This is a genomic window from Mesorhizobium sp. M0019, from assembly GCF_040323975.1.
In the GTDB taxonomy this organism is placed as follows: domain Bacteria; phylum Pseudomonadota; class Alphaproteobacteria; order Rhizobiales; family Rhizobiaceae; genus Mesorhizobium.
In genome coordinates, this window is sequence record NZ_JAMYVK010000030.1 from 17,476 (window position 1) to 43,488 (window position 26,013).

Genomic DNA, 26,013 nt, shown 5'->3' on the forward strand with positions numbered 1-26,013 from the left:
CGATTGCCAATGAAATCGCCGCCCGCTAGCTTGCAATGAGCGGGAGGGCGACCATGTCGATCGAGCGGGTTCTGTGGGAGCATGACGCAACCGGCCAGGTCGCACTCGTGCACAAGGGAGACATTACACCGCAAGATCTCGTCGATGCGGCGATCGCCCGGGCCGAGGCCACCCACCCGGAGATCAACGCCATCGCCGAACCGCTCTATGAGGCGGCGCGGGCGCGGGCGAAAACCGTCGATCGCAAGCTGCCGTTTGCCGGAGTGCCCTTTGCGCTGAAGGATCTTGGCATCGCTATGAAGGGCGTGCCGACGCATGGCGGCAGCCGCATCCCGGCCTTCACCCCCGATTTCAGCTCGGTGATGACGGAGCGCTATCTGGCCGCCGGCCTGATTCCGATCGCCACCAGCACCGCACCCGAACACGGGCTGAGGCTGGTGACCGAATCGGCGGCTTTCGGCATCACCCGCAACCCATGGGACACCGCGCATACGACCGGCGGTTCCTCAGGCGGTGCGGCTGCGCTGGTCGCGGCCGGCGTCGTGCCGGTGGCACATGCCTCGGATGGCGGCGGCTCGATCAGGGTGCCTGCGGCTTGTACCGGGCTGATCGGGCTGAAAACCTCGCGCGGCCGCGTACCCTTGACGCCGCTCGTCACCGAAAGCTGGTACGGCTTCGTCGTCGACCATGCGCTGGCCCGCTCGGTGCGCGATACGGCCCTGCTGCTCGACCTGACCCACGGGCCCGACCCGCTGTCGCCCTACGCGGCACCCTCGCCGAACGGCAGTTTCACTGCGGCCGCCGGGCGCGATCCGGGCAAGCTCAAGCTCGCCTTCTATCGAAAATCGCCGCTCGGCCTGCCGATATCGGAAGAGACGTTGAAAGCTCTGGATGCGGCGATCGGGCTGGCGCGCGAAGGCGGACACAGCGTCGAGGAGATCGACCTGCCCTATATCGATCGCGATTTCATCGCCGATTTCGCCAGAACCGTCGCTGCGGCGGTGGCCGGCACGATGCGTGGCGAGGCCTTGCGCGTCGGCCGCTCCATCTCAGGCGACATCGAACGCGCCACGCGCGTGATGAGCCGGTTCGGTGAAATTCTCTCGGCCGGCGAAATCTATGCCAGCCTGCAGCGGCTGCACGCAACCTCGCGCCGGCTTATCACCGAAACCGCGCACTATGATGCAGTGCTGATGCCTGTCATCGCGCACCCGCCGCTCGCCTGCGGCACCATGGACCCGAAAGGCGCCGACGAATTCATCGAGAATGTTCTGGACAGACTGCGCCTCGCCGGCCTGCTGAAGTTCAAGCCGCTATTCGGCCAGCTGATGGACAAGAGCCTGTGGTTCACCCACTGGCCGGCGATCCAGAACGTCAGCGGGCAACCGTCGATCACGCTTCCGGTTTACGTCACCGATGCCGGCCTGCCGCTCGGCGTCCAGGCCGCCGGCCGCCCCGGCGACGAGGAAACGCTTTTGTCGTTCGCCGCGCAGATGGAAAGGATCTCGGGCTGGCTGGGCCGACGGGCGCCGCTGCAGCGGCCGGCATAGGCGGTGATTTGATCGATCGTGACAGCAAAGCCGTTTGCCCCCTCGTCCAATTCTCGCTAAGACGCCGCCGTTCATGCCAAGCTGGGAACCACGCCGATGACGGATGTCGCCGCCACCGCCGAAATGCAGGCCGCGCTGCTTTCAAGGGCGCTGCCCTATATGCAGCGCTACGAGAACAAGACGGTCGTGGTGAAATATGGCGGCCACGCGATGGGCGACATCGCGCTCGGCAAGGCTTTCGCCCGCGACATCGCACTTTTGAAACAATCCGGCGTCAACCCGATCGTCGTGCATGGCGGCGGGCCGCAGATCGGCGCCATGCTCAGCAAGATGGGCATCGAATCCAAATTCGAGGGCGGCTTGCGCGTCACCGACCAGAAGACCGTCGAGATTGTCGAGATGGTGCTGGCCGGGTCGATCAACAAGGAGATCGTCGCGCTGATCAATGCCGAGGGCGAGTGGGCGATCGGGCTGTGCGGCAAGGACGGCAACATGGTGTTTGCCGAAAAGGCGCGCAAGACCATGATCGATCCGGATTCCAACATCGAGCGGGTGCTCGACCTGGGCTTCGTTGGTGAGCCTGTCGAGGTCGACCGCACATTGCTCGACCTCCTGGCGCGGTCCGAAATGATCCCGGTGCTGGCGCCGGTGGCGCCCGGCCGCGACGGCCATACCTACAACATCAACGCCGACACTTTTGCCGGCGCCATCGCCGGCGCCTGCCAGGCGACGCGCCTGCTGTTCCTTACCGACGTGCCCGGCGTGCTCGACAAGGACAAGAAGCTGATCGACGAGTTGACCGTGGCCGAGGCCAAGGCCCTGATCAAGGACGGCACTGTCTCGGGCGGCATGATCCCCAAAGTCGAGACCTGCATCGAGGCAATCGAGCGCGGCGTCGCAGGCGTCGTCATCCTCAACGGCAAGACGCCGCATGCGGTGCTGCTCGAGCTGTTCACCGAACACGGCGCCGGCACGCTGATCGTGCCGTGAGGCCGGGTGTCTGAGGGACTCAAGCGTTTGGCGAAATAGCGGTCACGGACTGACGCGACAGGCGTTCGACAACCATCGATTCCTCTTCCTCGTCTTGCGGCGCGCCCCAGAATTCGGCGAGCGTCGGACCATTTTTCAGGCGGCGGTCGCGGACCAGAAAGCCCCAGACTTCGCGGAACCAGACGCGGCGGCCCATTTTGGTGTACCAGCGCATCGAATGCCGTTGCTCCGGATCCTTGTGGAACAGGATGCGGGCCAGCGCCTTGGGCCGCGACTGCACGGCCAGCTCGATCAGCTTGACGGCGAAGAACAGCATCCACGGCTTGAGGCGGGTCATCCGCAGCACCTGGTGCTTGTAGTCCCACAGGCGGGCGTCCAGCTGGATCACCTTGCGGTCCCTGGCAATCCTGAAGAACGGCGTCCAGCGATGCGGCGTCACATAGAGCGCCTGGATCTGGTCGGGGTCATAAGCGATCAGCTGGCGAAGCCGCGCCAGAGGTCGCGCAGGCTTTCGTCCTCGAAACCGGCCACCCAAGTCGCCATCGACAAGATACCGTTGAGGCGCAACAGCCGTATCGCCTCGCGGTCGGATGAGGTGCTGCCGCCCTTGCGGATCAATGCAAGCGTCTGCTCGTCGCTATTTTCCATGCCAAGCAGCCAGCGGATGACGCCGGCCTGGCGATAGAGATGCAGGCTGTCGGCGTCGCGGACGATGTCGTCGGCGCGGGTGGAGCCGACGATCAGCACCGGCACATTCTCGGCGATCATCGCATCGAGAAAGGCGCGCCAGGCTTTTTTGGACGACGTCGGGTTCTCGTCGGCAAGGTTGATCAGCTCGACGCCATGCTCGCGGTATAGCCAGGCAATCTCCCGCGCGAACTTCCCGGGGTCGCGGTGCCGCCAGCGCGTCCAGAAGCCGCGCTGGCCGCAATAGTTGCACAGATGCGGACAGCCTCGCGAGAACTGCATGACTACTGCGCGCTTGCCGCCCCAATAGCTGTAGCGACTGAAGTCGATCAGTTCCCAGCCGATGCGGTAATCGTCGAAATTGGCGATCGTCCTTGCCGGCCGGGTGGCAAAAGGACGGCGCAAATCGTCAGGAAAAGCGATCCCCGCCACGTCCGACAGCGGCTTGCGTTTCTCAAGCGCTTCGACCAGCGCGACGATTGTCGCCTCGCCCTCGCCGCGCACGATGAAGTCGAAGGCATGCGTTTCGGCCAGTATGTCGCGCCAGTGATAGGTCGGAAACACGCCGCCATAAATCAGGATTGTCGCTGGCTCGATGTTCTTGACCATGCCGGCGATCAGCAGGGCTGTCGGATGTGCAGAGGTCGAGCCGGAATGGCCGATCAGAATGCAGTCGGGATGGTCGCTCAACGCGTCCCGGACCAGCGTGGCAAGCGCCATCGGCCCGAATTCGGCATCCACAAGCCGCACTTGATGTCCCGCGTCGATCAGCGGACCGCCCAGTGCCAGCAAACCGAGCGGCGGCAGATGGTCGTCCGGCACACGGCTGCCGATGGCGGTATGCGGCGGGTTGATCAGGACGATTTTCATGGCGGGCCTTATGCAATGGCGGTCCGCATGTCGTAGTTGGCGATCTAGTTCCGGAGATTGGCTCGCTTCAGCAGTTTGTGTGCAGCTTTTCCGCAGAAATGCCTATCGTCTGAGATGTGCCAGCGGCACATGGCCGGGCCCCTTGATGTTCTGCAGCACAAGTTGCGTGTGTACGTCGCGCACGCCTTCGAGCCGCATCAGCCGGTGCATGACGAAGGCATTGAGCTCGTCGACCGACGGCACCATGACATGCAGCAGGAAATCGTAGTCTCCGGTCATCGTCCAGCACGACGACACCTCGTCCATGCGCTGCACGGCGGCGATAAAGGTTTCGGGCGAGCCGTCGCTGTGGGTTACGAGGCGCACCTGGATGAACACTTCGACCATCAGCCCGACGGCGCGGCGGCTGAGCACCGCAGCAAAGCCCTTTATGATGCCCGCTTGCTGAAGGGCCTCGAAGCGCCGCGCGCAAGGTGTCGTCGACAGCCCAATCTGCTGCGCCAATTCGGAGACCGGCTTGCGCCCGTCGCGTTGCAGGATGTCGAGCATCTTGATCTCGAATTCATCAAACTGAGGCATTTTCACTCTCCCAAAGCTCGATCGTGGAGTCTTTTACCTCCAACCCCGCATTTGAGCCACCATCAAAGCTGATTTGCCTCGCGCCATCCCGCTAGAATTTCCGGCAATCCGCTGATCATGATTTCCAGGGAGAGCAAGCCATGACAATGAACGTTGCCGACTATGCCCGCGAATGCGCGGCGCGAGGCCTTCGCGGCGATTATTCGGTCTGCCGTGCCGATTTCACCGTGGCGCAGGGCTACAATTACAGCGACGAAGAACAGGCGGTGTGGCGCACGCTGTGCGACCGCCAGACGAAGCTGACCAGGAAGCTCGCCCACCACTCCTACCTCGATGGCGTTGCGGCGCTCGGCCTTCTCGACAAGATCCCGGATTTCGGTGCGGTCAGCGAGAAGCTGCGCAAGTTCACCGGCTGGGAGATCGTCGCCGTGCCGGGGCTCATTCCCGCCGCGCCGTTCTTCGACCACCTCGCCAACCGCCGGTTCCCGGTCACCAACTGGCTGCGAACCCAAAAGGAGCTCGACTACATTGTCGAGCCCGACATGTTCCACGATTTCTTCGGTCACGTGCCGATCCTGACGCAGCCGGTCTTTGCCGACTTCATGCAGATGTATGGCAAGAAGGCCGACAGCGTGATTGCGCTCGGCGGCGACGAGATGATCACCCGGCTTTACTGGTACACCGTCGAATACGGACTGATGCGCGAGCCGGGCCAGCCGCTGAAGGCTTTCGGTGCCGGGCTGATGTCATCCTTCACCGAGCTTCAGTTCGCGGTTGAAGGCGGCGAGGCGCACCATGTCCCGTTCGACCTGGAAACCGTGATGCGCACCGGCTACGAGATCGACAAATTCCAGCGTGCCTATTTCGTGCTGCCGTCCTTCGACGTTCTGCGCGATGCTTTCGAGACCGCCGATCTTGCGGCGATCGTGGCGCGCCGCAAAGGCGAGCCAGCGCTCGACCCGGCGAGCCTATAGGCTGTCGGTTATTTCCAACGCCTCGGCCTTCAGCCGGGCCAGTTGGTCGCGCTGAAGGTCGAGGGACGCCGTGACGAAGCGCAGGATCGTGGCGAGCTCAGTGTCGCTGAATGTGGCGATCACCTTTTCCCCCTCCTGCGCGATCGCGCCATAATAGCGCGTCGATAGTTCTCGCGTGAGTTCCGTCGCCTCTATGACCACCTTGCGCCTGTCCTCAAGGCTGCGCGTTCGTGTCAGCAGGCCGCGCGCCTCCAGCCGGTCGATCAGCGCGGTGACCGCGGCCGGCGTCAACCCTGTTGCGGCCGCGACCTCGCCAGCCGATCGCGGGCCGCCATAGAGCAGCGCTAGGCAATGGCGTTCCGCCATACTCAGCCCAAGCCTATCGCCCACTGCCTCGTCATAAGCCTGCGTCGCGTCCTGCCAGCCCATAATGGCAAGGCTGACGGCGGTCTTCATGTCGGCCCGATTCATGCTTGACGAATTTATTTCGATCATCTAACTATCAATCTGCCTAACATTATAGCCATTATAGTAATATGCTGCATCAGACGCAAGGCAAGGCCTGTCGCAGCCTGCAAGGAGTGAAACATGAATCAGACCCCAACGCGCGGCCTACTCACACCGGCCGAGGAGTTCAAATACGCCAAGCTGGCGATGGAGTGGTATGGCTGGGGCTCTCTCATTGGCCTTGGCATCGCTCTGGTGGCGCTGGCGGCGGCCGCCCTGCTGTTCCGCATCGCCATCTTCGGATTTTGACAGTCTGGCAGCGGCGCGGTTGAATGCGGCAGAAGGCTTACGGCCGAGCTCAGGCGGCTTCGGAAATATCGCGGTCGATGATCGACAGATTGCGGCCGCGATGCTTGGCCTCGTAGAGCCGCTGGTCGGCGGCGCGCATTAGCTCCGACACTGCGGCGTCTCTGCCGCAGGTGATGCCGCCAATACTGACTGTCAGCGGAACCGTTCGTTCGTCGACGGGCCGGAAACGGATACGCTCGACTTCACGGCGGATGCGCTCGGCGACGCGCCTGGCCTCGTGTTCGGTGGCACCAATCAGAAGGGCGCAGAATTCCTCGCCGCCGATGCGGCCAAGCACGTCGCCGCTGCGCACGCCACGCTCTATCGCGTTGCGATCAGGAGCAGCGCATCGTCGCCGATCAGATGGCCGTAGCTGTCGTTGATGGTCTTGAAATGGTCGGCATCGACGATCAGCAATGCCCCGCGATCGGATTTGCGCCGGGAGCCGTCGAGAGCGGCAAAGAAACTTTCGCGGTTGAGCATGCCGGTCATGTCGTCGCGGCTCGCCTTTTCCGCCAAGCGCCTGTGCGCGGCGGCGAGTTGGGCATGGGCGCGAGCGAGCTCGCGATGCGCGGTCTGCAACCTTTTGCCCTGCCAGAATGTATAGGCGCCAGCGCCCCAGGCCAGAACGAGTGGGCACAGAGTGGATGTCAGCCAGATGGTGCGATTGATCGAAAATCCCATTGCCGGCACAACGATCAGCGTCAGCAGAAGAGAGACCGCGACGGAGGCGAAAGCGATGGCGGCAGACTTTAGAAATATGCGATTCATCGCTTGCTCCCACTGGTCCGCCTTGGTTCCAGCAAAGCGCTGAATGTCACCTTTCGGCGATGCTTAAGATTTTAATCAGGGCGCCATTTTTACCACCCAGGGCGCGCATAGGTTGTGGATAAACCTCCTGTTAGAAAGATCGTTTCATGCCATAAGGACGTATGACCACACTTCCCGACCCCGCCCGCTTTGCCCATGTCACCGACTGGGTGTTCGATCTCGACAACACGCTTTATCCGCATCATTCGAATCTGTTCTCGCAGATCGATGTGAAGATGACCGCCTACGTCGGAGAATTGCTGACGCTGCCGCGCGAGGAAGCACGCAAGCTGCAAAAGGAGCTCTACCGCGAATATGGCACGACGCTGAACGGATTGATGACGCGCCACGGCATCGACCCCGACGATTTTCTCGAGAAAGTGCACGACATCGATTATTCCTGGCTGGTGCCAGATCCCGTCCTCGGCACCGCCATTCGCCAGCTTCCCGGCCGTAAATTCATCTTCACCAACGGGGATCGCCGGCATGCCGAACGCACCGCGCGGCAGTTGGGCATTCTCGAGCATTTCGATGATATTTTCGATATCGTCGCAGCCGGACTGAACCCCAAGCCGGCGCGGCAATCCTATGAGAAATTTGCCGAACTCCACGCCGTTACCGGGCAAAATGCGGTGATGTTCGAAGATCTTGCCCGCAACCTGTCGGTGCCGAAATCGCTGGGCATGACCACAGTGTTGGTGGTGCCGCGCAATTTCGAGCCGACCTTCTCGGAAATCTGGGAACGCGACCCGGCCAACGAGGACGATGTGGACTTCGTCACCGACGACCTCGCCGGCTTTCTCACGGCGATCGTGGAAGTCCCTGCTTGAGGCAGCCGGCGCGCTTCAAGTCCTTGCTTGCATGTCAAAGTTTATAGAAGCGGCTGACGATCCCCCAGGCCTCGTCGGCAGTGTCGACGAAATCGATGATATCCTGGTCGCCGGGCGTGATCGTGCCTTGCTCGGCGAGGAAATCGAGGTCGATCGCCCTTGCCCAGAAAGCCTTGCCGAACAGGATGACCGGCACGCGTTCCATGCGGCCGGTCTGGATCAGGGTCAGCGTTTCGAAGAACTCGTCCATCGTGCCGAAGCCGCCTGGAAACACCGCAACGGCCTTGGCACGCATGACGAAATGCATCTTGCGGACCGCGAAATAGTGGAAGTTGAAGCAGAGTTCCGGCGTCACGTAGGCGTTTGGCGCCTGCTCGTGCGGCAGCACGATGTTGAGACCGATCGACGGCGCGCCAACATCGTCGGCGCCACGATTGCCGGCCTCCATGACGCCCGGCCCGCCGCCGGTCACCACGACGAATTCGCGATAGTACGAGGTGGCCGATTGCTGCGAGCAGAGGCGGGCGAATTTGCGCGCCTCCTCGTAATATTTGCTGTTTTGCTCGAGGTTCTTCTTCTGCGTCTCGTTCTTGGCCGCCCAGGCTTCGCCGCCGGGCTCGGGAATGCGGGCGCCGCCGAACAGGATGACGGTCGATTGGATGCCGCGCTCGGCCAGGATCATCTCCGGTTTCAGCAGTTCGAGCTGCAGCCTGACCGCGCGCAACTCGCGCCGCGTCATGAAATCGGGATCGTTCCAGGCCAGCCGGTATGTCTCCGCGCGCGTTTGCGGCGTGTCCGGCACGCTTTTCGACCGCTCCAGATCCTCGTCCGAATGCGGCAGCGGCGTCCACCCCGCTTTTTCCATAGGAGTCATTTCAGCTTTACCCGTCCAATCATTCACTTGCGCCGTCCCGTGACGCTGCCGCGATTGACCCTCCCCAAGCCTTCACATAGGGTCCGCGCGACTTTCAAACAGGTTAAGGCGCCGGCCCTTAACAGCTTGGTAATGGAGCGAATTCATGTCGAAGCCCGATCTCGCGAGCCTCGAGGAGATCATCGAGAACGCCTTCGAGGAACGCGACACGATTTCGACCGCAACCCGCGGCGAGACGCGCGAGGCCATCCAATCGGCGCTCGACCTGCTCGACCGGGGCGTCGCCCGCGTCGCCGAGCGGCAGGCCGACGGCAAATGGCACGTCAACCAGTGGCTGAAAAAAGCGGTGCTGCTGTCGTTCCGGCTCACCCCGATGGAGATCATAAAGGGCGGTCCCGGTCAGGCGGTATGGTGGGACAAGGTGCCTTCGAAGTTCGACGGCTGGAGCGCCGTCGATTTTGAGAAGGCGGGCTTCCGCGCCGTGCCGTCGTCGATCGTGCGCCGCTCCGCCTATGTCGCGCCCGGCGCCGTGCTGATGCCGTCCTTCGTCAATGTCGGCGCCTATGTCGACAGCGGCACCATGGTCGACACCTGGGCTTCGGTCGGCTCCTGCGCCCAGATCGGCAAGAATGTGCATCTGTCGGGCGGTGTCGGCATCGGCGGCGTGCTGGAGCCGATGCAGGCCGGTCCAACCATCATCGAGGACAATTGCTTCATCGGCGCCCGTTCCGAAGTGGTCGAAGGCTGCATCGTGCGCGAAGGCTCGGTGCTCGGCATGGGCGTCTTCATCGGCCAATCGACCAAGATCGTCGAGCGCGCCACCGGCGAGATCTTCTACGGCGAGGTGCCGCCTAATTCCGTCGTCGTCGCCGGCTCGCTGCCGGGCAAGCCTTTTCCAAACAACGAGCCCGGCCCCAGCCTCTACTGCGCCGTCATCGTCAAGCGGGTCGATGCCAGAACCCGTTCCAAGACCTCGATCAACGAATTGCTGCGCGATTGATCTTTCTCAACGAATACGGACGGAATTCGCTTGCCTGATAGATCAGACCTCATCTGGCTTTTCTTCAAAGCTTCGGGCCGCGTCAGCCGCGCGGCCTATTTTCTTGGAGGACTGCTGGTGGCCATCATACAGGCCTTCCCGCTCTACCGTTTCACGCTGGTGCCGGAGGGCACCACCGAGAGCAACATGTGGTCGTTCATTTTCTTCATCGCCTTCATTGCCTCGCTTTGGTCGAACGTGGTGCTGGCGGTCAAACGGTTGCACGACCTCGACAAGCCGGGCGTTGCGGCGCTGGTGCTGTTCGTGCCGGTTGTCTCGATCATTGCTTTCCTCGTGCTTTGCCTGTTTCCGGGGCAACCCGGCCCCAACCGCTACGGCAAGCGCACCAACGCCCCGGCTGAACCCTGAGCGCCGATCGGACATTTTGTCATGCGCTACCGCTCGCTTGATCCGAAACTGATCCTCGAAACCGCCGAACGGCTGGAAGGGCGCGTCGCCGAGCGCTTTCCCGATGCAGGCTTGCGCGGCGTCGCCGCCGAGCTCGTATCGCTGTCGCGCGATCTGGCAAAGGCAGCCAAGGCGCTGGAGGCGCCGATCTGGTGGCTGCGCGGCCTCATCATCGCCGCCTTCGTCGTCGGAGCGCTGATGTTCCTGTTCGTCGGCACAATCCTGCCGCTCGGCCGCATCTCGGGAAACCACGATGCCTTCCAGTCGGTGCAAGGCATCGAAGCCTCCCTCAACATGATCATCCTCGCGGTGCTGGGCTTCCTGGCCCTGATTCGCTCCGAGGAGCGGATCAAGCGCAAGCGGGTGTTTCGCCAGCTCCACGGGCTGCGGTCGCTGATCCACGTCATCGACATGCACCAGCTGACCAAGGATCCGGCAACGCTTTCAGCCAGTTTCAAGCCGACTGCGCATTCGCCAGCCCGCATCACCAACGCCGCCGACCTTGCCCGCTATCTCGACTACTGCTCCGAAATGCTGTCGATCACCGGCAAGATCGCCGCGCTGTTCGCGCAATCGGTGAATGACGCCGTGGTCATCGACGGCGTCAATGACATCGAGAACCTGGCTTCGAACCTCTCGCGAAAGATCTGGCAGAAGATCACGCTGATCGAAACCCCTCATGGGCAGCCGGCACGTGCGGCGAAGACCGATCCCGGGCCGGGTCCGCCGCGTCGGCCTGCAGTCCGCAGACGACCGGGGCCGGCAAGCTAAAACCGGCGACCCGGCGGCAGATCCGCTAGAGCGGCAGAGCGGGGAGTTCCGAAAGCCCGGTTTTGCGCCGGATGCTCTAAGCGAATGTTAATCACCCTGGCCCAGCATGCCGGCGAAGACTGTGTCGACCGGCACGGAGCGCTCGACTGGCAAGCGACCTATCCCTGACCACCAAGGAGCCGCGCAAAACGTGGAGCGCCGCCGCTCGCCTGTTTGCCTGGTTCTCTTCGCCGATGAAATTGGAACCGGAAGCTGTCCGCGCCCGGCTTCTCGACACCACCTTCGACCGCAAATTCGCGGTCCTGTTCGGCACCATCAGCGTTCTGTTGGTTGCGGTCAGCGCCGCTCTTGCCACCGGGGATTGGTGGCCCTACGCCTGGATTGCCGCCGACCTGATGCTTTTCACCGTCCGCGTTCTGCTGATGCGGGAATGCGAGCAGGCCCGCAGGCGCGGCTCGAAAGGGCCGCTGGCGGGCCTGATGGCAGCCAGCGGCGTCTGGTCGGTCGTTTTCGGCCTCGGCTGCTATGGCTGTGTTGCCAGCGGGAATATGGCGCTTTCCGTACTTGCCGCCTTGAATGTCGCAGGCGTCGTCGGCGTGGTGTCGTCACGCAATGCGGCGACCCCGCGCTTCGCCATATTCGTCATGTTGGCCGTAAGCCTGCCTTACGTGGTCGGTGCATTGTTTTCTGCGGCGCCCGGAATGCCGATCGTCGGAATTCAAACGCCATTCTATGTGGCCGGCGTCATCATCGTGCTGCTTCAGAACCACGCAATCAATGCCCGCATGATCCGCGCCGAACTGGACAATCGCGACCTGGCCATCAAGGACGCGCTGACCGGCCTGCCAAACCGCATCTTCCTGCAGGAGAAATTGCGCGACATGTGCCGCGACCTTGCGGCGCCGGCCGCCAATGGCGGCAAGCCGTTTGCAGTGCTCAGCATGGATCTCGACGGTTTCAAACAGGTCAACGACCGTTTTGGCCACGCCGTCGGCGACGTGCTGCTGCGCAAGGTGGCCGAGCGATTGAAGCGCGGCTTCCGTCCGGGGGACGTGGTCTTCCGCATTGGCGGCGATGAATTTGTCATCCTTTTGCCCGCAACCTCGGAGATCGAGGCCACCTACCTGGCAAAGCGGGCCATCGAAAAGGTCTCGGTGCCTTTCGACCTCGGGGTCGGTTCCGCCATCCATGTCGGCTTGAGCGTCGGCAGCGCATGCGCACCCGCCGACGGAGGCGATCCGGAAATCCTGCTCACCTGTTCCGACCATGCGCTCTACGAAGCCAAGCGCACCGGCAAGGGCCGTTACTGGGCGCCTGTGCGGGCTACGATCTGACGGTCGCGACAACGGCTTCCGGCGTCAGGCAGGGCGATCCGCGCCTCTTCTGCTCGGCCGCGCGCACCAGTGCCGTGACATGCTTCAGCAACGGCGCCGGCGTGCCGGCCTTTTCGGCCAAACGCAGGACCGCGCCTTGCAGTTCGCCGATCTCCGTCGGCCGGCGGCGCTGAAGGTCATCCCACATCGACGAACGCGCGGCCGGATCGATGGCAAGCATCCGCCGCGCCAAGAACTTGAACAGCCAGTCGGGCAGGCGAAGCACTTTCGGCAGCAGCGCGGGACGCAGGCCGGCGATGCGAGCGGGTTCGATGCCTGTCGCCATCATTGCCGCCAATGCTTCGTCGATCTGGCCGGCCAGGATCAGCCGCCAGCGGCGATCGGCAAGCTCTGCCGCCAGCGGCAGGCCGGAAAGCGCCACCAGCGCGTTGTTGAGGTTGAGCAGCAGCTTGCCCCATAGCACCGCTTCGATGTCACCATGCGTGGCGACGGCAAAGCCCTCGACGTCAAGCAGTTCGTCAAGGCCTGTCGGACCCTGTTCGATCATCACCTTGCCGCCGCTGGCGCGGTGCAGGCGAAGCGGCAATTCGCCCTCCGCCGATTGGACCACGTTGAACGGCACCATGCCCGCGAGCACCCGCCGGGCGGCGAGATGGGCTCGCAACTTATCGGCATTGTCGACGCCGTTCTGCAGGACTGAGTACCACCGCATCCGGTCGCGCATGGGCCGCAATAAGCCCGGCCATGTCCTGCGTCGCGCCGCTCTTGACCGTTAGCAGGATGACATCGGCAGCGGGGAATGCCGCGGCCGGATCGGCGGTGACCGACAATGCCTCCGGCTTGACGGATCGGTCGCGGCCATCACGGTCGGTGATGCGCAATCCACCTTTTTGCAGCGCCTTCTCGATGCGAGGCCGCGCCAGCAGAACCACCTTTCGCCCGGCAAGTATCAGGCAGCCGCCGGCGTAGCATCCGATACTGCCGGCACCGGCGATTACGATCGTCCTGCCATGCGTGATCATGCGATGGCCCTGTCCTGGTCGAGAGGCCTGGCCGCAACTATACGGCATGAAAACCATAATGTCGGCGGCATGGCTGGCCCTTATGTCTGGCCGTGACAGGCCTTGCGCTTTCGACTATCGCTTTTGCCCATGACGCTGCCTACCGATCCGACCAGAAATCTGGCTGCTCTCATCCGCTGCGCTTCCGTGACGCCCGCCGAAGGCGGTGCGCTGAGCGCGCTGGAAGAAATGTTGAAGCCGCTCGGCTTTGCCGTCGAGCGCCCGGTGTTTTCCGAATCCGGCACACCTGACATAGAGAACCTTTACGCGCGGCGTTCCGGCAACGGCCCGCATCTGATGTTTGCCGGCCATGCCGATGTCGTGCCGGTGGGCGATGAAACAGCCTGGACGCACCCACCCTTTGGCGCCGAGATCGCCAATGGCGAGATGTTCGGCCGCGGCGCCGTCGACATGAAGGGCGGCATTGCTTGTTTCGTCGCGGCGGTAGCGCGACATATTGCGCAGAAGGGCGGCCCGAAGGGTTCGGTCTCGCTGCTGATAACCGGCGACGAGGAAGGGCCGGCGATCAACGGCACGACGAAACTGCTCGAATGGGCGGCTGTCAAGGGTGAGAAATGGCATGCTGCGATCGTCGGCGAGCCGACCAATCCCGACGCGCTCGGCGATATGATCAAGATCGGCCGGCGCGGCTCGCTCTCCGGCACGGTCGTCGTCAACGGCCGCCAGGGACACGCCGCCTATCCGCAGCTAGCCGACAATCCCGTGCGCGGCCTGGTGACGCTGGTCGACGCCTTGCTTGACCCCGTCTTCGACAACGGAACAAGGGATTTCCAGCCGACCAATCTTGAGGTCACCTCCATCGATGTTGGCAACCCTGCCACCAACGTCATCCCGGCGAAGGCGGCGGCTAGCTTCAATATCCGCTTCAACGACACATGGACCGCCGAGACGATCCAGGCCGAGATCCACAACCGCCTCGACCAGGCGGCGAAACGCAAGAAATACCGCGCCGGCAAGAAGACGCCGGTCGACTACGAGATCGTCTGGCGCGACGGACCGAGCCACGTTTTCCTGACACGCGACGACAGGTTGATCGAGACGCTTGGCGGCTCGATCAAGGCGGTGACCGGCAGGAAGCCGGCGCTCTCCACCTCCGGCGGCACCTCCGATGCCCGCTTCATCAAGGATTATTGTCCGGTGGTCGAATTCGGACTTGTCGGCAAGACCATGCACATGGTCGACGAACGCGTGGCGATTGCCGACCTCGAGACGCTGACGCAGATTTATCTGCGCTTCGTTGAAGACTGGTTTGCGCAGGACATATCCTAGTGATGCTTTCAGCGGATGAAACCTACGCTTCGCTTGCCGGTGCCTGGCGGCTGATGCTCGGCAAGGCCGACGGATTTCGCCTGCTCGACCTTTCGGCGGACGGTTTCTGGAACTCCTTTTTTGCCATCATCGTCGCGGCGCCCGCATTGATCGTCGGCTGGGTCGGTATTGCCAACCAGATCGGCGATCCCGACGCATTTGTCGGCCGTTTCAGCATGTTGATCCGCCTGGCCACCGTCGATATCGGCGCCTGGGTGCTGCCGCTCGTCGGCCTCGCCCTGGTCGCGCCACGCGCCGGCATCGGCAGCCGCTTCGTCCATTATGTCGTGGCCAGCAATTGGGCCTCGGCGATCATCGCCTGGATGATGCTGCCATCGGCGTTGATCCGGCTTTTCCTGACGTCGGCCAACGAAGTCTCCGGACTCGTGTCGCTGCTGTTGTTCGCGCTGTCGATGGTCTTGACCTGGCGGATGACCAACGTTGCGATCGGCAGGGGTGCGGCCGCCGGCAGCGCCGTTTTTGCCGGCATGTTCGTGGCGTCGCTGATCGTCCTGTTCGGCCTGCAGGCGCTGCTCGGGATCAGCGTTCCGGATCAGCCAGGCGTTGGATAATCGACGCCGACGAGAAACAGCCCGTCGGGCGGCGCCACCTGACAGCAGGCCGCACGGTCGCGCGCCTCAAGCGCCGCCTTGAGGTCGGCAACAGTCCAGCCGCCTTCGCCGACACGTTTGAGCGAGCCGACCATCGAGCGCACCTGGTTGTGAAGGAAGGACCGCGCCGAAGCGCGGACTTCGATGAAATCGCCGGTGCGGCTGACATCCAGCCGGTCGAGCGTGCGGACGGGGCTGGTGGCTTGGCACTGGGTCGAGCGGAAGGTGGTGAAATCATGCCGGCCAAGCAGCACCTTTGCCGCTTCGTGCATGGCACCGGCATCGAGCTGCTTCGGTACCCACCAGATCTTGCCCTTGTCGAGCGCCGCCGGCGCGCGCCGATTGACGATGCGGTAGACGTAGTGGCGGCCGATTGCCGAGAAACGCGCATCGAAGCCATCCGGCACGACGGCGGCCTTCAGGATGGCGATGCGCACCTTGGCCGCCTGCAGATGCGCGTTGACGGCGTCGCGCACCTTGTCGCCGGGCCATGCCTTGATCAGATCGACATGCGCCACCTGAGCGGTCGCATGGACGCCGGCATCGGTGCGGCCGGCGGCGCGCAGCGAAACCTGCTCACCACAGAACTTCTCGATCGCCTGCTCGATCGCCTGCTGCACCGAAGGCTGGTTGGCCTGGCGCTGCCAGCCGGCGAAGAGACTGCCGTCATATTCGATGTCGAGGCGAAAACGCGGCATTCCCGGATCGAGGCGAAATCAGGCGGCGAGGGCTGAGCCGAAGGCCGAGGCGTAGACCAGCCTGCCGGTCTCCGGCGCCTCGCCCCAGGCAAGCGCCTGCAAAGCCTCGCTTTGGTAGTCGCTGTCGAATTTCGCGGCACGGGCGCGGCTGTAGCCGAAACGCCCATAATAGGCCGGATCGCCGAGCACCACGGCGAGCGTCTCGCCGGCAGCTTTCAGGCGGATATGCGCCTCGCGGACCAGCGCACCGCCGATGCCGGTGCCGTGGAACGACGGCTCGACCGCTAGAGGCGCCAGCGCCACCGCCGGGAAACTCTTGCCGCCATTCTGCACGAAGAGCCGTGAAAACAGGATATGGCCGACCACTTGCCCGTCTTCGTCCGCCACCAGTTCGACGACGGCATCACCGCCGGTGACCAGCGCGTCGACCAGTCCGGCCTCCGTCTGCTGGCCGAACGCGTGTTCTTCGACAAGGCGGATCGCCTCGCGGTCCCGCGGCGTCGCCGCGCGTATGGACATCATGCTCATGACAATTTCATTCCTTTTTCGAGCTTGGCCCCGCGCAGAAACTCCTGCGCGGCAATGGGCCTTGCGCCCGCACGTTGAACTTCGACCAGCCTGATCGCGCCTGACCCGCAGGCGACCGTCAGACGGTCATCGAGAATTCCTCCCGGTTCGCCGGCGCCTTGCGAGAGCGTCGAGCGAAGCAGTTTCAGCCGTTCCACGCGGCCGCCGATTTCGGCCTCGCACCATGCACCGGGAAAGGGCGACAGGCCGCGAATCTGGTTGTGCACGTCGCCGGCAGGTCGCAGCCAGTCTATGCGAGTCTCCGATTTATCGATTTTCTTGGCGTAGGTCACCCCCACCTCCGCCTGTGTGGTAAATGTCAGCGTATTCCGCTCCAGCCGTTCGAGCGCTTGCACGATCAGCGCAGCACCGAGGACCATCAGCCGGTCGTGCAGATCGCCGGCCGTCATGTCGGGTCCAATGGGACATTTTTCAACCATTGCCACCGGCCCGGTGTCGAGGCCTTCCTCCATCCGCATCACCATAATGCCCGTTTCGGTATCGCCGGCCATGATGGCGCGCTGGATAGGGGCAGCGCCGCGCCAGCGCGGCAACAGCGATGCGTGACCGTTGAGGCAACCGAGCCGCGGCGCCTCGAGAATGGGTTTGGGTAGAAGCAATCCGTAGGCGACGACCACGGCGACGTCGGCGCGCAAGGCGCGGAACGCCTCCTGCTCCGCCTCGCTCTTCAGCGACACCGGCGACCGCACCTCGATGCCAAGCCGCTCCGCCTCGCGCTGCACCGGCGACGGCGTCAGTTCGAGCCCGCGCCGGCCGCCGGCGCGCGGCGGCTGCGTGTAGACGGCCGTCAACCCGTGCCCGGCCCCGGCAATCGCCCGCAGCGTCGGCACGGAGAATTCAGGCGTACCCATGAAGATGACACGCAGGGGCATTTCGTCGACGCCTACCCCACCATCTTGCCCGGCGCCTTGTCCCTGGCGAGCTTCTTGAATTTCTTGACCACCATGTCGCGCTTCAGCTTGGAGATGTGATCGATGAACAGCACGCCGTTGAGGTGGTCGATTTCATGCTGCAGGCAGGTCGCCATCAGCCCCTCGGCCTCGATCTCCTGCAGCTTGCCGTCGCGGTCGAGAAACTTCACCCGCACCGCCGCCGGACGCTCGACCTCGGCATAGTAATCCGGGATCGACAGGCAGCCTTCCTCGTAGACCGAACGCTGGTCGGAGCTTTCGAGGATTTCGGGATTGATGAAGACGTGCGGTGCCGGCGTCTCGTCCTCCTTGGCCAGGTCGATCACCAGCATGCGCAAGGGTTCGCCAACCTGGATCGCCGCGAGGCCGATACCGGGCGCGTCATACATGGTGTCCAGCATGTCGCCGGCCAGTTTGCGCAGATCGCCGTCGACACGCTCGACCGGTTTTGAAACCTGGCGCAGGACGGGATCGGGGAGGATGATAAGCGGCTTGATCGACATGGCGTCTCACCTAAGACCTCGCAGGAAAAGCGTCAACCGGGGCGCCTTCGGGTCGTTCACGTTTTGATCTGTGCCGGCAGACCGAATCATCTATGCTGTCGACATGAACGATCTGGCCACCATCCTGTCCGAACCTGTCGCCCGCCTCGGCGCCACCACGATCACGCTCGGCCAAGCCCTGGGTTTCGGCGCAATGCTGTTCCTCGGCCTGTTCGTGGCGCTCGTCGTTGCGCTCTGGCGATCGGCCAAGGCGCGTGCAGTGGCGGCCGCCGAAGCCGCCGACCACGCCCGCGACGCCGAGGTGCGGATGGCTGGTATCTTGGCAAGCCAGGCGGAAATGCAGGGCCGCATGGGCGCCATCGCCGAAGTGTTCGGGGCGCGCCAGGCGGAACTGACACAGTCGATCGGCCAGCGTCTCGATGCCATGACCGGCCGCCTGGGCCAGACCATGACCGAGCAGACGAGATCGACGCATGAGAGCCTCGCCAAGCTGCAGGAACGGCTGGCGGTCATCGATATCGCGCAAGGCAACATCCAGTCGCTGGCCGGCCAGGTCGTGCAATTGCAGGCGATCCTTTCCAACAAGCAGACGCGCGGCGCCTTCGGCCAGTCGCGCATGGAAGCCATCGTCGCCGACGGATTGCCGCACGGCGCCTATGAATTCCAGGCGACCTTGTCGAATGGCAGCCGGCCCGACTGCCTGGTGAAGATGCCGAACGGCGCACCGTCGCTTGCCATCGACGCAAAGTTTCCGCTCGAGGCGTGGAATGCCATCCGTGCCGCCGAAGGCGCCGACCTGCAGAAGTCCGCTGCACAGGCTTTCCGCCGCGACATCGAGGTGCATGTCCGGGATATTTCCGAAAAATACCTGATCCAGGGCGAGACGCAGGACACCGCCTTCATGTTCGTGCCCTCAGAATCGGTGTTCGCCGAAATCCACGAGAATTTCGAGGCCGTTGTCCAGAAGGCGCATCGATCGCGGATCGTCATCGTCTCGCCATCGCTTTTGATGCTGTCGATCCAGGTCATCCAGGCGATCCTCAAGGATGCCCGCATGCGCGAGCAGGCACACCTGATCCAGGGCGAGGTTATCCGGCTGATGGAAGACGTCTCCCGGCTCGACGAGCGGGTGCGCAAATTGCAGACGCATTTCGGTCAATCGGCCAAGGATATCGAGGACATCCTTGTCTCGACATCGAAGGTGACCAGGCGCGGACAAAAGATCGAGGCGCTGGAGTTTGGCGTGCAGCCGGCGGAGGACACCGCTGGTTCGAATGGCAGCGGAGCAAAAGCGGAAATCAGCCCGCGCGTCGCCGATTCGAAAACCGGGCAGTTGAGGCTAAGGGTCGTCGAAGGCGACGATTGAGAGCTACGCCGGAACCGGAGGCTTCGCCCGGGTCTGGCGCTACTGCTCCTCGATGATGGTTGTGCCTTCGAATTCCGGCAGCCAATGCAGCGCCGAGCGGTGCCAGATCTGCTTTCTCGGCACCAGTTGCTCGCGCTGCCGTGCCGTGCCGACCCTGATACCGTAAACCTTCGGTCCCTCGCCCGCCGACGTGGCGTAGAGATGCGAGCCGCACTCACCGCAAAATGCCTGGGCGCGCTTGGTGCCGCTCGAACCGGTCTTGATGTAGATCTTCGGCGTGCCCTTGGTGATCCTGTAATTGTCCTCGGACGCCGGCACGGTGACGCGAAAGGCCGTTCCGGTTAGCTTCTGACAATCGATGCAGTGACAAATGGTGGTCTTTTCCGGATCGACTTCGGCCTCGTAAGTGATAGCGCCACAATGACACGCGCCGTCGATTTTCATCTTCGTTCCTCCTGGAGCTTTTGCCCGCAATCATAATCGGGACTGCCCGATGGCGCAGCCATTTTCCTCAGGCCGGTTCCCCTCCGGACGCCGCCAAGGTCTTGCTCCGGCGTTCCCAGGTGCCGGTGGTCTGCGGCTTGACGAAGAGCCGCGTCACCTCCGGCATCTCCGCCTTCAGCCGCGTCTCGAGGCGCTCGACACAGGTCTCTATCTCCGGCGCCGACAAATGATCCTCGAACTCGATGCTCAAAGCGGCGACGATCTCCTGCGGACCCATATGCAGCGTCAGCACGCCATTTGCCCGTTGCACCGCCGGGTCCTGCTGGACGATGGCCAGCACCTCTGTTTGCACCTCGGGCGAGGCCGGCTCGCCGAGCAGCAGGCTCTTGCTTTCGCGCGCCAGGAAGATCGCGGTCCCGCCCAGGATGAGCGCGATGCCGATCGACGCGGCGCCGTCGAGCTTCGGCATGTCCAGCAATTCCGCCGCCAATATGCCGGCGAAGGCGACAACGAGGCCGAGAAGTGCCGCGCTGTCCTCGAAGAGTACGGTGTAGACACTCGGATCCTTGCTGAGCTGCACCGCCTCGAGCCAGCCGTGGCTGCCTTTTTGGTGGCGGAACTCCTTCAGCGCCACCAGCCAAGAGGTGCCTTCGAAGAGGAAGGAAAGGCCAAGGACAGCGTAGTTCACCTTGGCGTTGGCAATCGGCTCCGGCGCCATGATGTGCGTCACGCCTTCGTAGAACGATATGCCGGCACCCAGTGCAAAGACGAGGAGCGCAACGATGAAGCTCCAGAAGTACAGCTCGCGGCCATGGCCGAGCGGATGCGTGCGGTCGGCCGGCCGGGCGGCACGGTGCATGCCGTAAAGCAGCAGGCTGCCATTGCCGGTATCGACGAGCGAGTGGACGCCTTCCGAGAGCATTGCCGAGCTGCCCGTGAACAAGGCAGCGGCAAATTTGGTCAGTGCGATCGCAAGATTTCCGGCGAGCGCCGCATAGATCACTTTTTTCGACCCGCCATGCGCCGCCATGGTGTACTGCCTTGGTTGATGCACCGAGATTGGCGGAGCGCCCGCCCACGCTCCACAGCTCTCACAACGCCCGAAGTGCCCAGTTGTTCACAAGGTCAGTTGTTCAAAAGCGCAGCGCGACGGGCTATTCGACGACCTCGTCCGTCCAGACCTTGAAGCCAGCCAGCGCGCCCGGCCCGAAAATGTGGGTCAGCGGCACATCGGCGGCATCGCGCCCGGAGGCGATCAGGATGCGCCCGATGCGCGGCGCGTTATTGCGCGGGTCGAACGCGTGCCAGCGGCCGCCGAGATAGACCTCCATCCAAGCGGCGAAATCCATGTCCGACCACGGCTTTGGCAGGCCGATATCACTGATATAGCCGGTGCAGTAGCGGGTCGGAATGTTCAGGGCGCGGCAGAAGGCAACAGCGAGGTGAGCAAAGTCGCGGCATACACCACTCTGCTCGCGATAGGCCTCGGCGGCGGTGCGCGTCGGCCGTGCATTGAAATAGTTGAAGACGATGTGGTTATGGACGAAGTCGCAGACCGCCTGGACGCGCGGAATGCCGAGCGGGGTGCTGCCGAACAGCCGCCACGCTTCATTCGACAGCACGTCGCTCTCGCAATAACGGCTGGGCAGCAGGAACAGCAGCGTCTCCGATGGCAGATCGCGCACCTCGTGCTGCCACGCCGTCAGCTCGCGCGTCTCGAAGGAGCCGGGGTCGCGGATCACCGCGTCGGTGCCGAACGCAAAGCGCCCGGCCGGCGCAACGAAACGGTTGCACCAATTGCCGAAACTGTCGCGGTAGCTTTCGATCGGCACCGGCGGGTTCGACGTCAGGAAGTCCGGCCGCTCAAGATCGGATGCGCGCGAATAATGGACGTTTAGCATCGCGATCAGCGGTGTTTCCTGCGGGAAGTCGAAGCTCATCTGGCAACCGATGTGGATCCGCATTGTCGTCCTGACCGGCCTGCCTGATCATCAGCCGGCGAAACGCAAGGGCTGATGCTGCAGTGCGAAGAAGACCATGGCACGGACCGCTGCGGTTTACGAGGGAATTAGAAACCGGTTGACAGCCATCGGCCAGGGCGACTGCACGGCAGCGGCCTCTTGCAGTCGAGCGTTTTCTCTTGTTTCACTTCGCCAGACATCAACTGGAGGAACGAATCATGGCTAAGGGTGCGATGAAGGCAGGCAAGGAAGCCCGCAAGCCGAAGAAGGACGCGAAGAAACCCGCTCCGGCGCCGGCCCTGAAGGCACCGCCGGTGAAGGCGATGAAGCTGAAGGACAAGTAGGGCCGCAGCTACCGTTTCGGCTTATTTCGACCGGCCGCAAACGCGGCCGGTATGATTGTTCATTAAGCTCACGCGCATCCCCTATGGATGCGGCGAAGGCAATTTTTGCGCTTTTCAAGAAATCGGCCGGAAGCCATCGAAACGGAGCGTTCCGATGTCGTGGATTTTCCTGTTGTTCGCCGGACTGTTCGAGATCGGCTGGGCGATCGGCCTCAAATACACCGACGGATTCTCGAAGCCGCTGCCGACCGTCCTGACGGTAGCCTCGATGATCGTCAGCCTGACCTTGCTCGGCCTGGCGCTGAAGGCGTTGCCGGTCGGCACCGCTTACGCGGTGTGGACCGGCATCGGCACCGTCGGCACGGCGCTGTTGGGATATGGCTGCTCGGCGAGCCAGCGACGGCGATCAGGCTGGCCTGCATCGCGCTAATCGTCTGCGGCATCATGGGACTGAAGCTCGCGGCTTAGCCGATTCTGACGGACGAGCGCGTTCGGGGCCGCTGCAAGGCGGCCCTGATTCTTGAATTCGGCTGATCAGTGCCGGAAGGCGCTATCGCGCGGAGAAGCCGGGCGGCGTCCTGCCGGTGCGCTGCTTGCGCGCCGCATAGCGTGCGTCACGCTTAGCCTTGCGTTCGGCCTCGTCGGCAAGAAAACGGGCGATCCGCTCGTTCTCTTCAGCTTCCCGGATCTTCGCTTCGGCCTGTGCGGCTTCTTCCGCGGCGATGCGTGCCGCTTCGGCAGCTGCCTCGCGCTCGGCCTTTTCGGCCGCTTCGCGCGCCAGCTTTTCCTGCTTCAGCCTGGCCTTTTCGGCCTCGCGTATCGCGCGGGCCTCGAGGATCGCCTTGCGCTCGGCCTGTCGTGCCAGCACCGCTGGATCATCTGGCGCCGGCTTTGCCTTGAAGCGCTCCAGAAGCGCCTTCTTTGCCTCGTTTGCGGCATTGCGCCGCTCGAAAACGTCTTTTTCCCTATAGATAGCCAAGTCCACTTCCCTGAAGTCAATTTGCGAGGCTTACATACGCGCGAAAACCGAGAGTTCAAGCGCCAAAACGGTATGCCAGCCATGAAATTCTGATCTGTTGCAGCCGGGAGACGCCATTTCGATTGAATTCGGCTGAAAGCACCCGCACTGTTCACCATCCAGGCATCTGGCGGGGCGGCGGACTGATCGCTACGTGTAGCGCCAAGGCAAAACGCTGAGATGACACACTATGCAACTCGGTCTCTACACCTTCGCCGACGTCAGCCCGGAACCAGGTCCCGGTGCGATCGGTGCGCATGAGCGGTTGCGCAACCTGATCGAGGAGATCGAGCTCGCCGACCAGGTCGGGCTGGACGTCTTTGGTCTCGGCGAGCACCACCGTCCCGACTATGCTGCCTCGGCTCCGGTGGTGGCGCTGGCGGCGGCGGCCGAACGGACCAAGCGCATAAGGCTGACCAGCGCTGTCACCGTGCTGTCCTCCGACGATCCGGTGCGCGTCTTCCAGCAGTTTGCCACCCTCGATCTTCTGTCCGGCGGCCGTGCCGAGATCATGGCCGGGCGCGGCTCGTTCATCGAGTCCTTTCCGCTGTTCGGCTACAATCTCGAAGATTATGACGAGCTCTTCGCCGAGAAGCTCGAACTGCTGCTCGCCATCCGCGATCATGTCAAGGTGACCTGGTCGGGCAGTCTGCGCGCGCCGATCAACGACCGCGGCGTCTATCCGCGGCCCTTGCAGGACAAATTGCCGATCTGGATCGCCGTCGGTGGAACACCGCAATCCGTCGCCCGCGCGGGTGTGCTCGGGTTGCCGCTGGCACTGGCGATCATTGGTGGCGAGCCGGCGCGGTTCGCACCGCTGTTCGACATCTACAGGGATGCAGCCAGGCGCGCCGGCAACGATCCGGCAAGCCTTGCCACCAGTCTCAACGTGCACGGCTTCATTGCCGACACCACGGACCAGGCAGCCGACGATTTTTACGGGCCGCAGGCCGAGGTGATGAACCGCATCGGCCGCGAGCGCGGCTGGGGGCCGACATCGCGGGCGCATTTCAACCAATCGCGCGGCCCAAACGGCGCGCTGTTCGTCGGCAATCCAGAACAGGTGGCCGAGAAGATCATTGCCCAGCACAGGATATTCGGCAACGACCGCTTCCTGCTGCAAATGGCGATCGGCACCATGCCGCACGCCAAGGTGATGAAGGCCATCGAACTCTACGGCACCAAAGTGGCGCCGATCGTGCGCCGGGAAACTGCGAAGGCCGTTCCCGCCGTGGCGGCGCCGGTTGCCTGATTCCCAGTCACCTGATTCATTGCCAAGGCCGCGAGGCGGCCTTGCCGGTGACGCCGGCTAACGGAACCTTGAAGCGACAGAGGCGTTTTCGCCAACGGTCTGCACCAATCGCGGTGTGCCGCCGAGGGTCAGAATGAAAGCCGAACCCGACGCTTCGGGCGCAAGCGCTGCCGAAAGCCCGGATCCGCGCGTCGAGGCGCGGGCGGATGCGCATCTGATGCGTTCGCTGCTCGTCGGCATCTTCATTCTCATGGCGATCTACGCGCTTTACTTCGCCCGCGCCTTCTTCATGCCGGTCATTCTGGCTTTCCTGCTGGCGCTGACGCTGACGCCGATCGTTCGCTTCCTGCGCAAGCATGGCATGCCCGATGTCATTTCAGCGACACTGTTGGTGCTGCTTTCGTTCTGCCTCGTCGCCGTCGCGGGATATCTGCTCAGCGGCCCGGTCATCGACCTCATCAACAACACCTCGACGATCGGCCAGCAGCTTACCGAACGTCTGGCACAACTGCGCCGTCCGTTCGAACGGATCGTGGAGATTTCGCGCCAGATCGAGGGCCTGACACAGACATCCCAGGAGCCGGGCGTTCAGAGGGTGGCGACGGCGCCATCCGGTATTCTCTCGCAGGCCGCCGGCAATGTGCTGTCGGCCGGCGCCAGCGTTACCATCGTCTTCGTCCTGTCGCTGTTCCTGCTCGCCTCGGGCACGATGTTCTATGAAAAGATCGTCCAGTCCTTCCCCAGTCTCAGCGAAAAGAAGCGGGCGCTGCGCGTCGTCTACGACGTAGAACGTGAAATCTCGCATTATCTGCTTACTGTCACGGTCATCAATACATGTCTCGGCGTGGTCATCGGGCTCGGCCTGTGGGCGCTCGGCGTGCCCAACGCGCAGGTCTGGGGCGCGGCAGCGGCTCTGCTCAATTTCCTGCCCTATATCGGGGCGCTGACCACCATCACGCTGGTTACGATCATCGCGCTGATAAGCTTCGACACGATTTCCTATGCGCTGCTGGCGCCGGCCTTCGTCCTTATGTGCGATGTCGTCGAAGGCCAGTTCGTGACGCCGACGGTGGTCGGCCGCCGTCTCGAAATCAACGCAGTGGCGATCCTCATCGCCATCGCCTTCTGGTCGTGGCTGTGGGGTTTTGTCGGCGCGCTGCTGGCGGTGCCGCTGCTGGTCGTCATCAAGGTGTTCTGCGATCATTTCGACGGTCTCAGCCATGTCGGCAATTTCCTGGCGGCGCAACACACGGCAGCGATCGAGGACGAAGAGATTCCCGAGGTGAAAAGGTAGCGGCTTAAAGGGTCAAAAGCGTCCCCCCGATGGGGCAGATCACGACCTTGCATCGGTCGCACGTCCGTTTCCCCCAGCGCTCCATCAACATTTTGAATTTGCCGCCTCGGCAACGGCTTCCT

26 protein-coding genes and 4 pseudogenes are annotated in these 26,013 nt (G+C 63.2%); 16 read left to right on the forward strand and 14 right to left on the reverse strand.

Annotated features, from left to right (window positions below):
• Positions 1-53: 53 nt before the first annotated feature.
• Both NKK47_RS21115 and argB read left to right on the forward strand, forming a co-directional pair.
• Positions 54-1,550 carry an amidase gene (locus tag NKK47_RS21115; RefSeq protein WP_352578140.1) on the forward strand — a complete coding sequence of 499 codons (1,497 nt, stop codon included), beginning with the start codon at positions 54-56 and terminating at the stop codon, positions 1,548-1,550.
• 96 nt (positions 1,551-1,646) lie between these two features.
• Positions 1,647-2,540 (forward strand): acetylglutamate kinase, encoded by an 894-nt coding sequence (argB, locus tag NKK47_RS21120; RefSeq protein WP_023677482.1) that lies wholly within the window; start codon positions 1,647-1,649, stop codon positions 2,538-2,540.
• Between the two features lie 19 nt (positions 2,541-2,559).
• Here the strand turns inward: argB and bchE are convergent.
• A pseudogene (gene bchE, locus NKK47_RS21125) lies at positions 2,560-4,097 on the reverse strand (magnesium-protoporphyrin IX monomethyl ester anaerobic oxidative cyclase).
• Between the two features lie 102 nt (positions 4,098-4,199).
• Positions 4,200-4,676 carry an Lrp/AsnC family transcriptional regulator gene (locus NKK47_RS21130; RefSeq protein WP_352506020.1) on the reverse strand — a complete coding sequence of 159 codons (477 nt, stop codon included), beginning with the start codon at positions 4,674-4,676 and terminating at the stop codon, positions 4,200-4,202.
• A gap of 140 nt (positions 4,677-4,816) precedes the next feature.
• Here NKK47_RS21130 and phhA point away from each other — a divergent pair, with 140 nt between their 5' ends.
• Positions 4,817-5,650, forward strand: coding sequence for a phenylalanine 4-monooxygenase (phhA, locus tag NKK47_RS21135; RefSeq protein ID WP_352578141.1), 834 nt, complete (start codon positions 4,817-4,819; stop codon positions 5,648-5,650).
• Here the strand turns inward: phhA and NKK47_RS21140 are convergent.
• Entirely contained in the window at positions 5,645-6,145 is a 501-nt protein-coding gene (locus NKK47_RS21140) for a MarR family winged helix-turn-helix transcriptional regulator (RefSeq protein WP_352578142.1), read from the reverse strand. The genes phhA and NKK47_RS21140 overlap by 6 nt on opposite strands.
• A 93-nt stretch (positions 6,146-6,238) precedes the next feature.
• On the opposite strand from NKK47_RS21140, the gene NKK47_RS21145 reads away from it, so the two are divergent.
• Positions 6,239-6,406: a hypothetical protein gene (locus NKK47_RS21145; RefSeq protein ID WP_352578143.1), complete on the forward strand. Its 168-nt coding sequence runs from the start codon at positions 6,239-6,241 to the stop codon at positions 6,404-6,406.
• A gap of 49 nt (positions 6,407-6,455) precedes the next feature.
• On the opposite strand, the pseudogene NKK47_RS21150 reads toward NKK47_RS21145, so the two are convergent.
• Positions 6,456-7,216, reverse strand: a pseudogene (locus NKK47_RS21150) (GGDEF domain-containing protein).
• Positions 7,217-7,377: 161 nt separating this feature from the next.
• On the opposite strand from NKK47_RS21150, the gene NKK47_RS21155 reads away from it, so the two are divergent.
• Positions 7,378-8,085: a pyrimidine 5'-nucleotidase gene (locus NKK47_RS21155; RefSeq protein ID WP_023677476.1), complete on the forward strand. Its 708-nt coding sequence runs from the start codon at positions 7,378-7,380 to the stop codon at positions 8,083-8,085.
• Positions 8,086-8,119: 34 nt separating this feature from the next.
• Here the strand turns inward: NKK47_RS21155 and NKK47_RS21160 are convergent, their stop codons facing one another.
• Positions 8,120-8,959 (reverse strand): LOG family protein, encoded by an 840-nt coding sequence (locus tag NKK47_RS21160; protein ID WP_023718198.1) that lies wholly within the window; start codon positions 8,957-8,959, stop codon positions 8,120-8,122.
• Positions 8,960-9,104: 145 nt separating this feature from the next.
• On the opposite strand from NKK47_RS21160, the gene dapD reads away from it, so the two are divergent.
• From dapD to NKK47_RS21180, 4 genes are all read left to right on the forward strand, one after another.
• Positions 9,105-9,959 carry a 2,3,4,5-tetrahydropyridine-2,6-dicarboxylate N-succinyltransferase gene (gene dapD / locus NKK47_RS21165; protein ID WP_352578144.1) on the forward strand — a complete coding sequence of 285 codons (855 nt, stop codon included), beginning with the start codon at positions 9,105-9,107 and terminating at the stop codon, positions 9,957-9,959.
• Positions 9,960-9,989: 30 nt separating this feature from the next.
• Positions 9,990-10,367, forward strand: a complete 378-nt coding sequence (locus NKK47_RS21170) for a DUF805 domain-containing protein (protein WP_352455974.1) — start codon at positions 9,990-9,992, stop codon at positions 10,365-10,367.
• A gap of 21 nt (positions 10,368-10,388) precedes the next feature.
• A complete protein-coding gene (locus NKK47_RS21175; RefSeq protein WP_352578145.1) occupies positions 10,389-11,177 on the forward strand; it encodes a hypothetical protein in 789 nt (262 codons plus the stop codon).
• A gap of 233 nt (positions 11,178-11,410) precedes the next feature.
• A complete protein-coding gene (locus NKK47_RS21180) occupies positions 11,411-12,511 on the forward strand; it encodes a GGDEF domain-containing protein (RefSeq protein WP_352455972.1) in 1,101 nt (366 codons plus the stop codon).
• Here NKK47_RS21180 and NKK47_RS21185 read toward each other — a convergent pair.
• Positions 12,501-13,533 (reverse strand): annotated as a pseudogene (locus NKK47_RS21185) (2-dehydropantoate 2-reductase). The gene NKK47_RS21180 and the pseudogene NKK47_RS21185 overlap by 11 nt on opposite strands.
• A 129-nt stretch (positions 13,534-13,662) precedes the next feature.
• Here NKK47_RS21185 and dapE point away from each other — a divergent pair.
• Positions 13,663-14,862 (forward strand): succinyl-diaminopimelate desuccinylase, encoded by a 1,200-nt coding sequence (gene dapE / locus NKK47_RS21190; protein WP_352578146.1) that lies wholly within the window; start codon positions 13,663-13,665, stop codon positions 14,860-14,862.
• Positions 14,863-14,864: 2 nt separating this feature from the next.
• Complete coding sequence (locus NKK47_RS21195; RefSeq protein WP_352578147.1) at positions 14,865-15,473, forward strand: transporter; 609 nt, start codon at positions 14,865-14,867, stop codon at positions 15,471-15,473.
• Here the strand turns inward: NKK47_RS21195 and truA are convergent.
• Genes truA through def form a run of 4 tightly spaced genes read right to left on the reverse strand, consistent with a single transcriptional unit; the run spans position 15,455 to position 18,212 of the window.
• Positions 15,455-16,210 carry a tRNA pseudouridine(38-40) synthase TruA gene (gene truA, locus NKK47_RS21200; RefSeq protein WP_352578148.1) on the reverse strand — a complete coding sequence of 252 codons (756 nt, stop codon included), beginning with the start codon at positions 16,208-16,210 and terminating at the stop codon, positions 15,455-15,457. The genes NKK47_RS21195 and truA overlap by 19 nt on opposite strands.
• An 18-nt stretch (positions 16,211-16,228) precedes the next feature.
• The gene (locus NKK47_RS21205) at positions 16,229-16,738 is read right to left on the reverse strand and encodes a GNAT family N-acetyltransferase (protein ID WP_023677468.1); all 510 of its coding nucleotides are present in this window, start codon (positions 16,736-16,738) and stop codon (positions 16,229-16,231) included.
• Positions 16,735-17,664, reverse strand: a complete 930-nt coding sequence (gene fmt, locus NKK47_RS21210) for a methionyl-tRNA formyltransferase (protein WP_352568573.1) — start codon at positions 17,662-17,664, stop codon at positions 16,735-16,737. Before fmt ends, NKK47_RS21205 begins: the two co-directional genes overlap by 4 nt.
• Positions 17,665-17,681: 17 nt before the next feature.
• Positions 17,682-18,212: a peptide deformylase gene (gene def / locus NKK47_RS21215; protein WP_023676950.1), complete on the reverse strand. Its 531-nt coding sequence runs from the start codon at positions 18,210-18,212 to the stop codon at positions 17,682-17,684.
• A gap of 103 nt (positions 18,213-18,315) precedes the next feature.
• Here def and NKK47_RS21220 point away from each other — a divergent pair, with 103 nt between their 5' ends.
• Positions 18,316-19,578: a DNA recombination protein RmuC gene (locus NKK47_RS21220; protein ID WP_352578149.1), complete on the forward strand. Its 1,263-nt coding sequence runs from the start codon at positions 18,316-18,318 to the stop codon at positions 19,576-19,578.
• Positions 19,579-19,617: 39 nt separating this feature from the next.
• On the opposite strand, the gene NKK47_RS21225 is transcribed toward NKK47_RS21220, so the two are convergent.
• The 3 genes from NKK47_RS21225 to NKK47_RS21235 form a co-directional block, all read right to left on the reverse strand.
• Positions 19,618-20,022 (reverse strand): GFA family protein, encoded by a 405-nt coding sequence (locus tag NKK47_RS21225; protein ID WP_352578150.1) that lies wholly within the window; start codon positions 20,020-20,022, stop codon positions 19,618-19,620.
• Between the two features lie 67 nt (positions 20,023-20,089).
• The gene (locus NKK47_RS21230; RefSeq protein ID WP_023676953.1) at positions 20,090-21,052 is read right to left on the reverse strand and encodes a cation diffusion facilitator family transporter; all 963 of its coding nucleotides are present in this window, start codon (positions 21,050-21,052) and stop codon (positions 20,090-20,092) included.
• A 124-nt stretch (positions 21,053-21,176) separates the two neighbouring features.
• Positions 21,177-21,986 (reverse strand): transglutaminase-like domain-containing protein, encoded by an 810-nt coding sequence (locus NKK47_RS21235; RefSeq protein WP_352501143.1) that lies wholly within the window; start codon positions 21,984-21,986, stop codon positions 21,177-21,179.
• A 215-nt stretch (positions 21,987-22,201) separates the two neighbouring features.
• Between NKK47_RS21235 and NKK47_RS21240 the strand changes: the two genes are divergently transcribed.
• On the forward strand, positions 22,202-22,327 hold the full coding sequence (locus NKK47_RS21240; protein ID WP_013528464.1) for a hypothetical protein: 126 nt from the start codon (positions 22,202-22,204) through the stop codon (positions 22,325-22,327).
• A gap of 154 nt (positions 22,328-22,481) precedes the next feature.
• Positions 22,482-22,795 (forward strand): annotated as a pseudogene (sugE, locus tag NKK47_RS21245) (quaternary ammonium compound efflux SMR transporter SugE).
• An 82-nt stretch (positions 22,796-22,877) separates the two neighbouring features.
• Here the strand turns inward: sugE and NKK47_RS21250 are convergent.
• Positions 22,878-23,306 (reverse strand): DUF6481 family protein, encoded by a 429-nt coding sequence (locus tag NKK47_RS21250; protein ID WP_023676956.1) that lies wholly within the window; start codon positions 23,304-23,306, stop codon positions 22,878-22,880.
• A gap of 229 nt (positions 23,307-23,535) precedes the next feature.
• Between NKK47_RS21250 and NKK47_RS21255 the strand changes: the two genes are divergently transcribed.
• The gene (locus tag NKK47_RS21255) at positions 23,536-24,597 is read left to right on the forward strand and encodes an LLM class flavin-dependent oxidoreductase (protein WP_352578151.1); all 1,062 of its coding nucleotides are present in this window, start codon (positions 23,536-23,538) and stop codon (positions 24,595-24,597) included.
• Between the two features lie 133 nt (positions 24,598-24,730).
• Complete coding sequence (locus tag NKK47_RS21260) at positions 24,731-25,891, forward strand: AI-2E family transporter (protein ID WP_352578152.1); 1,161 nt, start codon at positions 24,731-24,733, stop codon at positions 25,889-25,891.
• Positions 25,892-26,013: the final 122 nt, after the last annotated feature.

What these genes read in the sequence shown, in the direction of transcription:
- NKK47_RS21115 (WP_352578140.1), top strand. Translation starts at nt 54, where the DNA reads ATGTCGATCGAGCGGGTTCTGTGGGAGCATGACGCAACCGGCCAGGTC.
- argB (WP_023677482.1), top strand. Translation starts at nt 1,647, where the DNA reads ATGACGGATGTCGCCGCCACCGCCGAAATGCAGGCCGCGCTGCTTTCA.
- NKK47_RS21130 (WP_352506020.1), bottom strand. Translation starts at nt 4,676, where the DNA reads ATGCCTCAGTTTGATGAATTCGAGATCAAGATGCTCGACATCCTGCAA.
- phhA (WP_352578141.1), top strand. Translation starts at nt 4,817, where the DNA reads ATGACAATGAACGTTGCCGACTATGCCCGCGAATGCGCGGCGCGAGGC.
- NKK47_RS21140 (WP_352578142.1), bottom strand. Translation starts at nt 6,145, where the DNA reads ATGATCGAAATAAATTCGTCAAGCATGAATCGGGCCGACATGAAGACC.
- NKK47_RS21145 (WP_352578143.1), top strand. Translation starts at nt 6,239, where the DNA reads ATGAATCAGACCCCAACGCGCGGCCTACTCACACCGGCCGAGGAGTTC.
- NKK47_RS21155 (WP_023677476.1), top strand. Translation starts at nt 7,378, where the DNA reads ATGACCACACTTCCCGACCCCGCCCGCTTTGCCCATGTCACCGACTGG.
- NKK47_RS21160 (WP_023718198.1), bottom strand. Translation starts at nt 8,959, where the DNA reads ATGACTCCTATGGAAAAAGCGGGGTGGACGCCGCTGCCGCATTCGGAC.
- dapD (WP_352578144.1), top strand. Translation starts at nt 9,105, where the DNA reads ATGTCGAAGCCCGATCTCGCGAGCCTCGAGGAGATCATCGAGAACGCC.
- NKK47_RS21175 (WP_352578145.1), top strand. Translation starts at nt 10,389, where the DNA reads ATGCGCTACCGCTCGCTTGATCCGAAACTGATCCTCGAAACCGCCGAA.
- NKK47_RS21180 (WP_352455972.1), top strand. Translation starts at nt 11,411, where the DNA reads ATGAAATTGGAACCGGAAGCTGTCCGCGCCCGGCTTCTCGACACCACC.
- dapE (WP_352578146.1), top strand. Translation starts at nt 13,663, where the DNA reads ATGACGCTGCCTACCGATCCGACCAGAAATCTGGCTGCTCTCATCCGC.
- NKK47_RS21195 (WP_352578147.1), top strand. Translation starts at nt 14,865, where the DNA reads ATGCTTTCAGCGGATGAAACCTACGCTTCGCTTGCCGGTGCCTGGCGG.
- truA (WP_352578148.1), bottom strand. Translation starts at nt 16,210, where the DNA reads ATGCCGCGTTTTCGCCTCGACATCGAATATGACGGCAGTCTCTTCGCC.
- NKK47_RS21205 (WP_023677468.1), bottom strand. Translation starts at nt 16,738, where the DNA reads ATGAGCATGATGTCCATACGCGCGGCGACGCCGCGGGACCGCGAGGCG.
- def (WP_023676950.1), bottom strand. Translation starts at nt 18,212, where the DNA reads ATGTCGATCAAGCCGCTTATCATCCTCCCCGATCCCGTCCTGCGCCAG.
- NKK47_RS21220 (WP_352578149.1), top strand. Translation starts at nt 18,316, where the DNA reads ATGAACGATCTGGCCACCATCCTGTCCGAACCTGTCGCCCGCCTCGGC.
- NKK47_RS21225 (WP_352578150.1), bottom strand. Translation starts at nt 20,022, where the DNA reads ATGAAAATCGACGGCGCGTGTCATTGTGGCGCTATCACTTACGAGGCC.
- NKK47_RS21230 (WP_023676953.1), bottom strand. Translation starts at nt 21,052, where the DNA reads ATGGCGGCGCATGGCGGGTCGAAAAAAGTGATCTATGCGGCGCTCGCC.
- NKK47_RS21235 (WP_352501143.1), bottom strand. Translation starts at nt 21,986, where the DNA reads ATGCGGATCCACATCGGTTGCCAGATGAGCTTCGACTTCCCGCAGGAA.
- NKK47_RS21240 (WP_013528464.1), top strand. Translation starts at nt 22,202, where the DNA reads ATGGCTAAGGGTGCGATGAAGGCAGGCAAGGAAGCCCGCAAGCCGAAG.
- NKK47_RS21255 (WP_352578151.1), top strand. Translation starts at nt 23,536, where the DNA reads ATGCAACTCGGTCTCTACACCTTCGCCGACGTCAGCCCGGAACCAGGT.
- NKK47_RS21260 (WP_352578152.1), top strand. Translation starts at nt 24,731, where the DNA reads ATGAAAGCCGAACCCGACGCTTCGGGCGCAAGCGCTGCCGAAAGCCCG.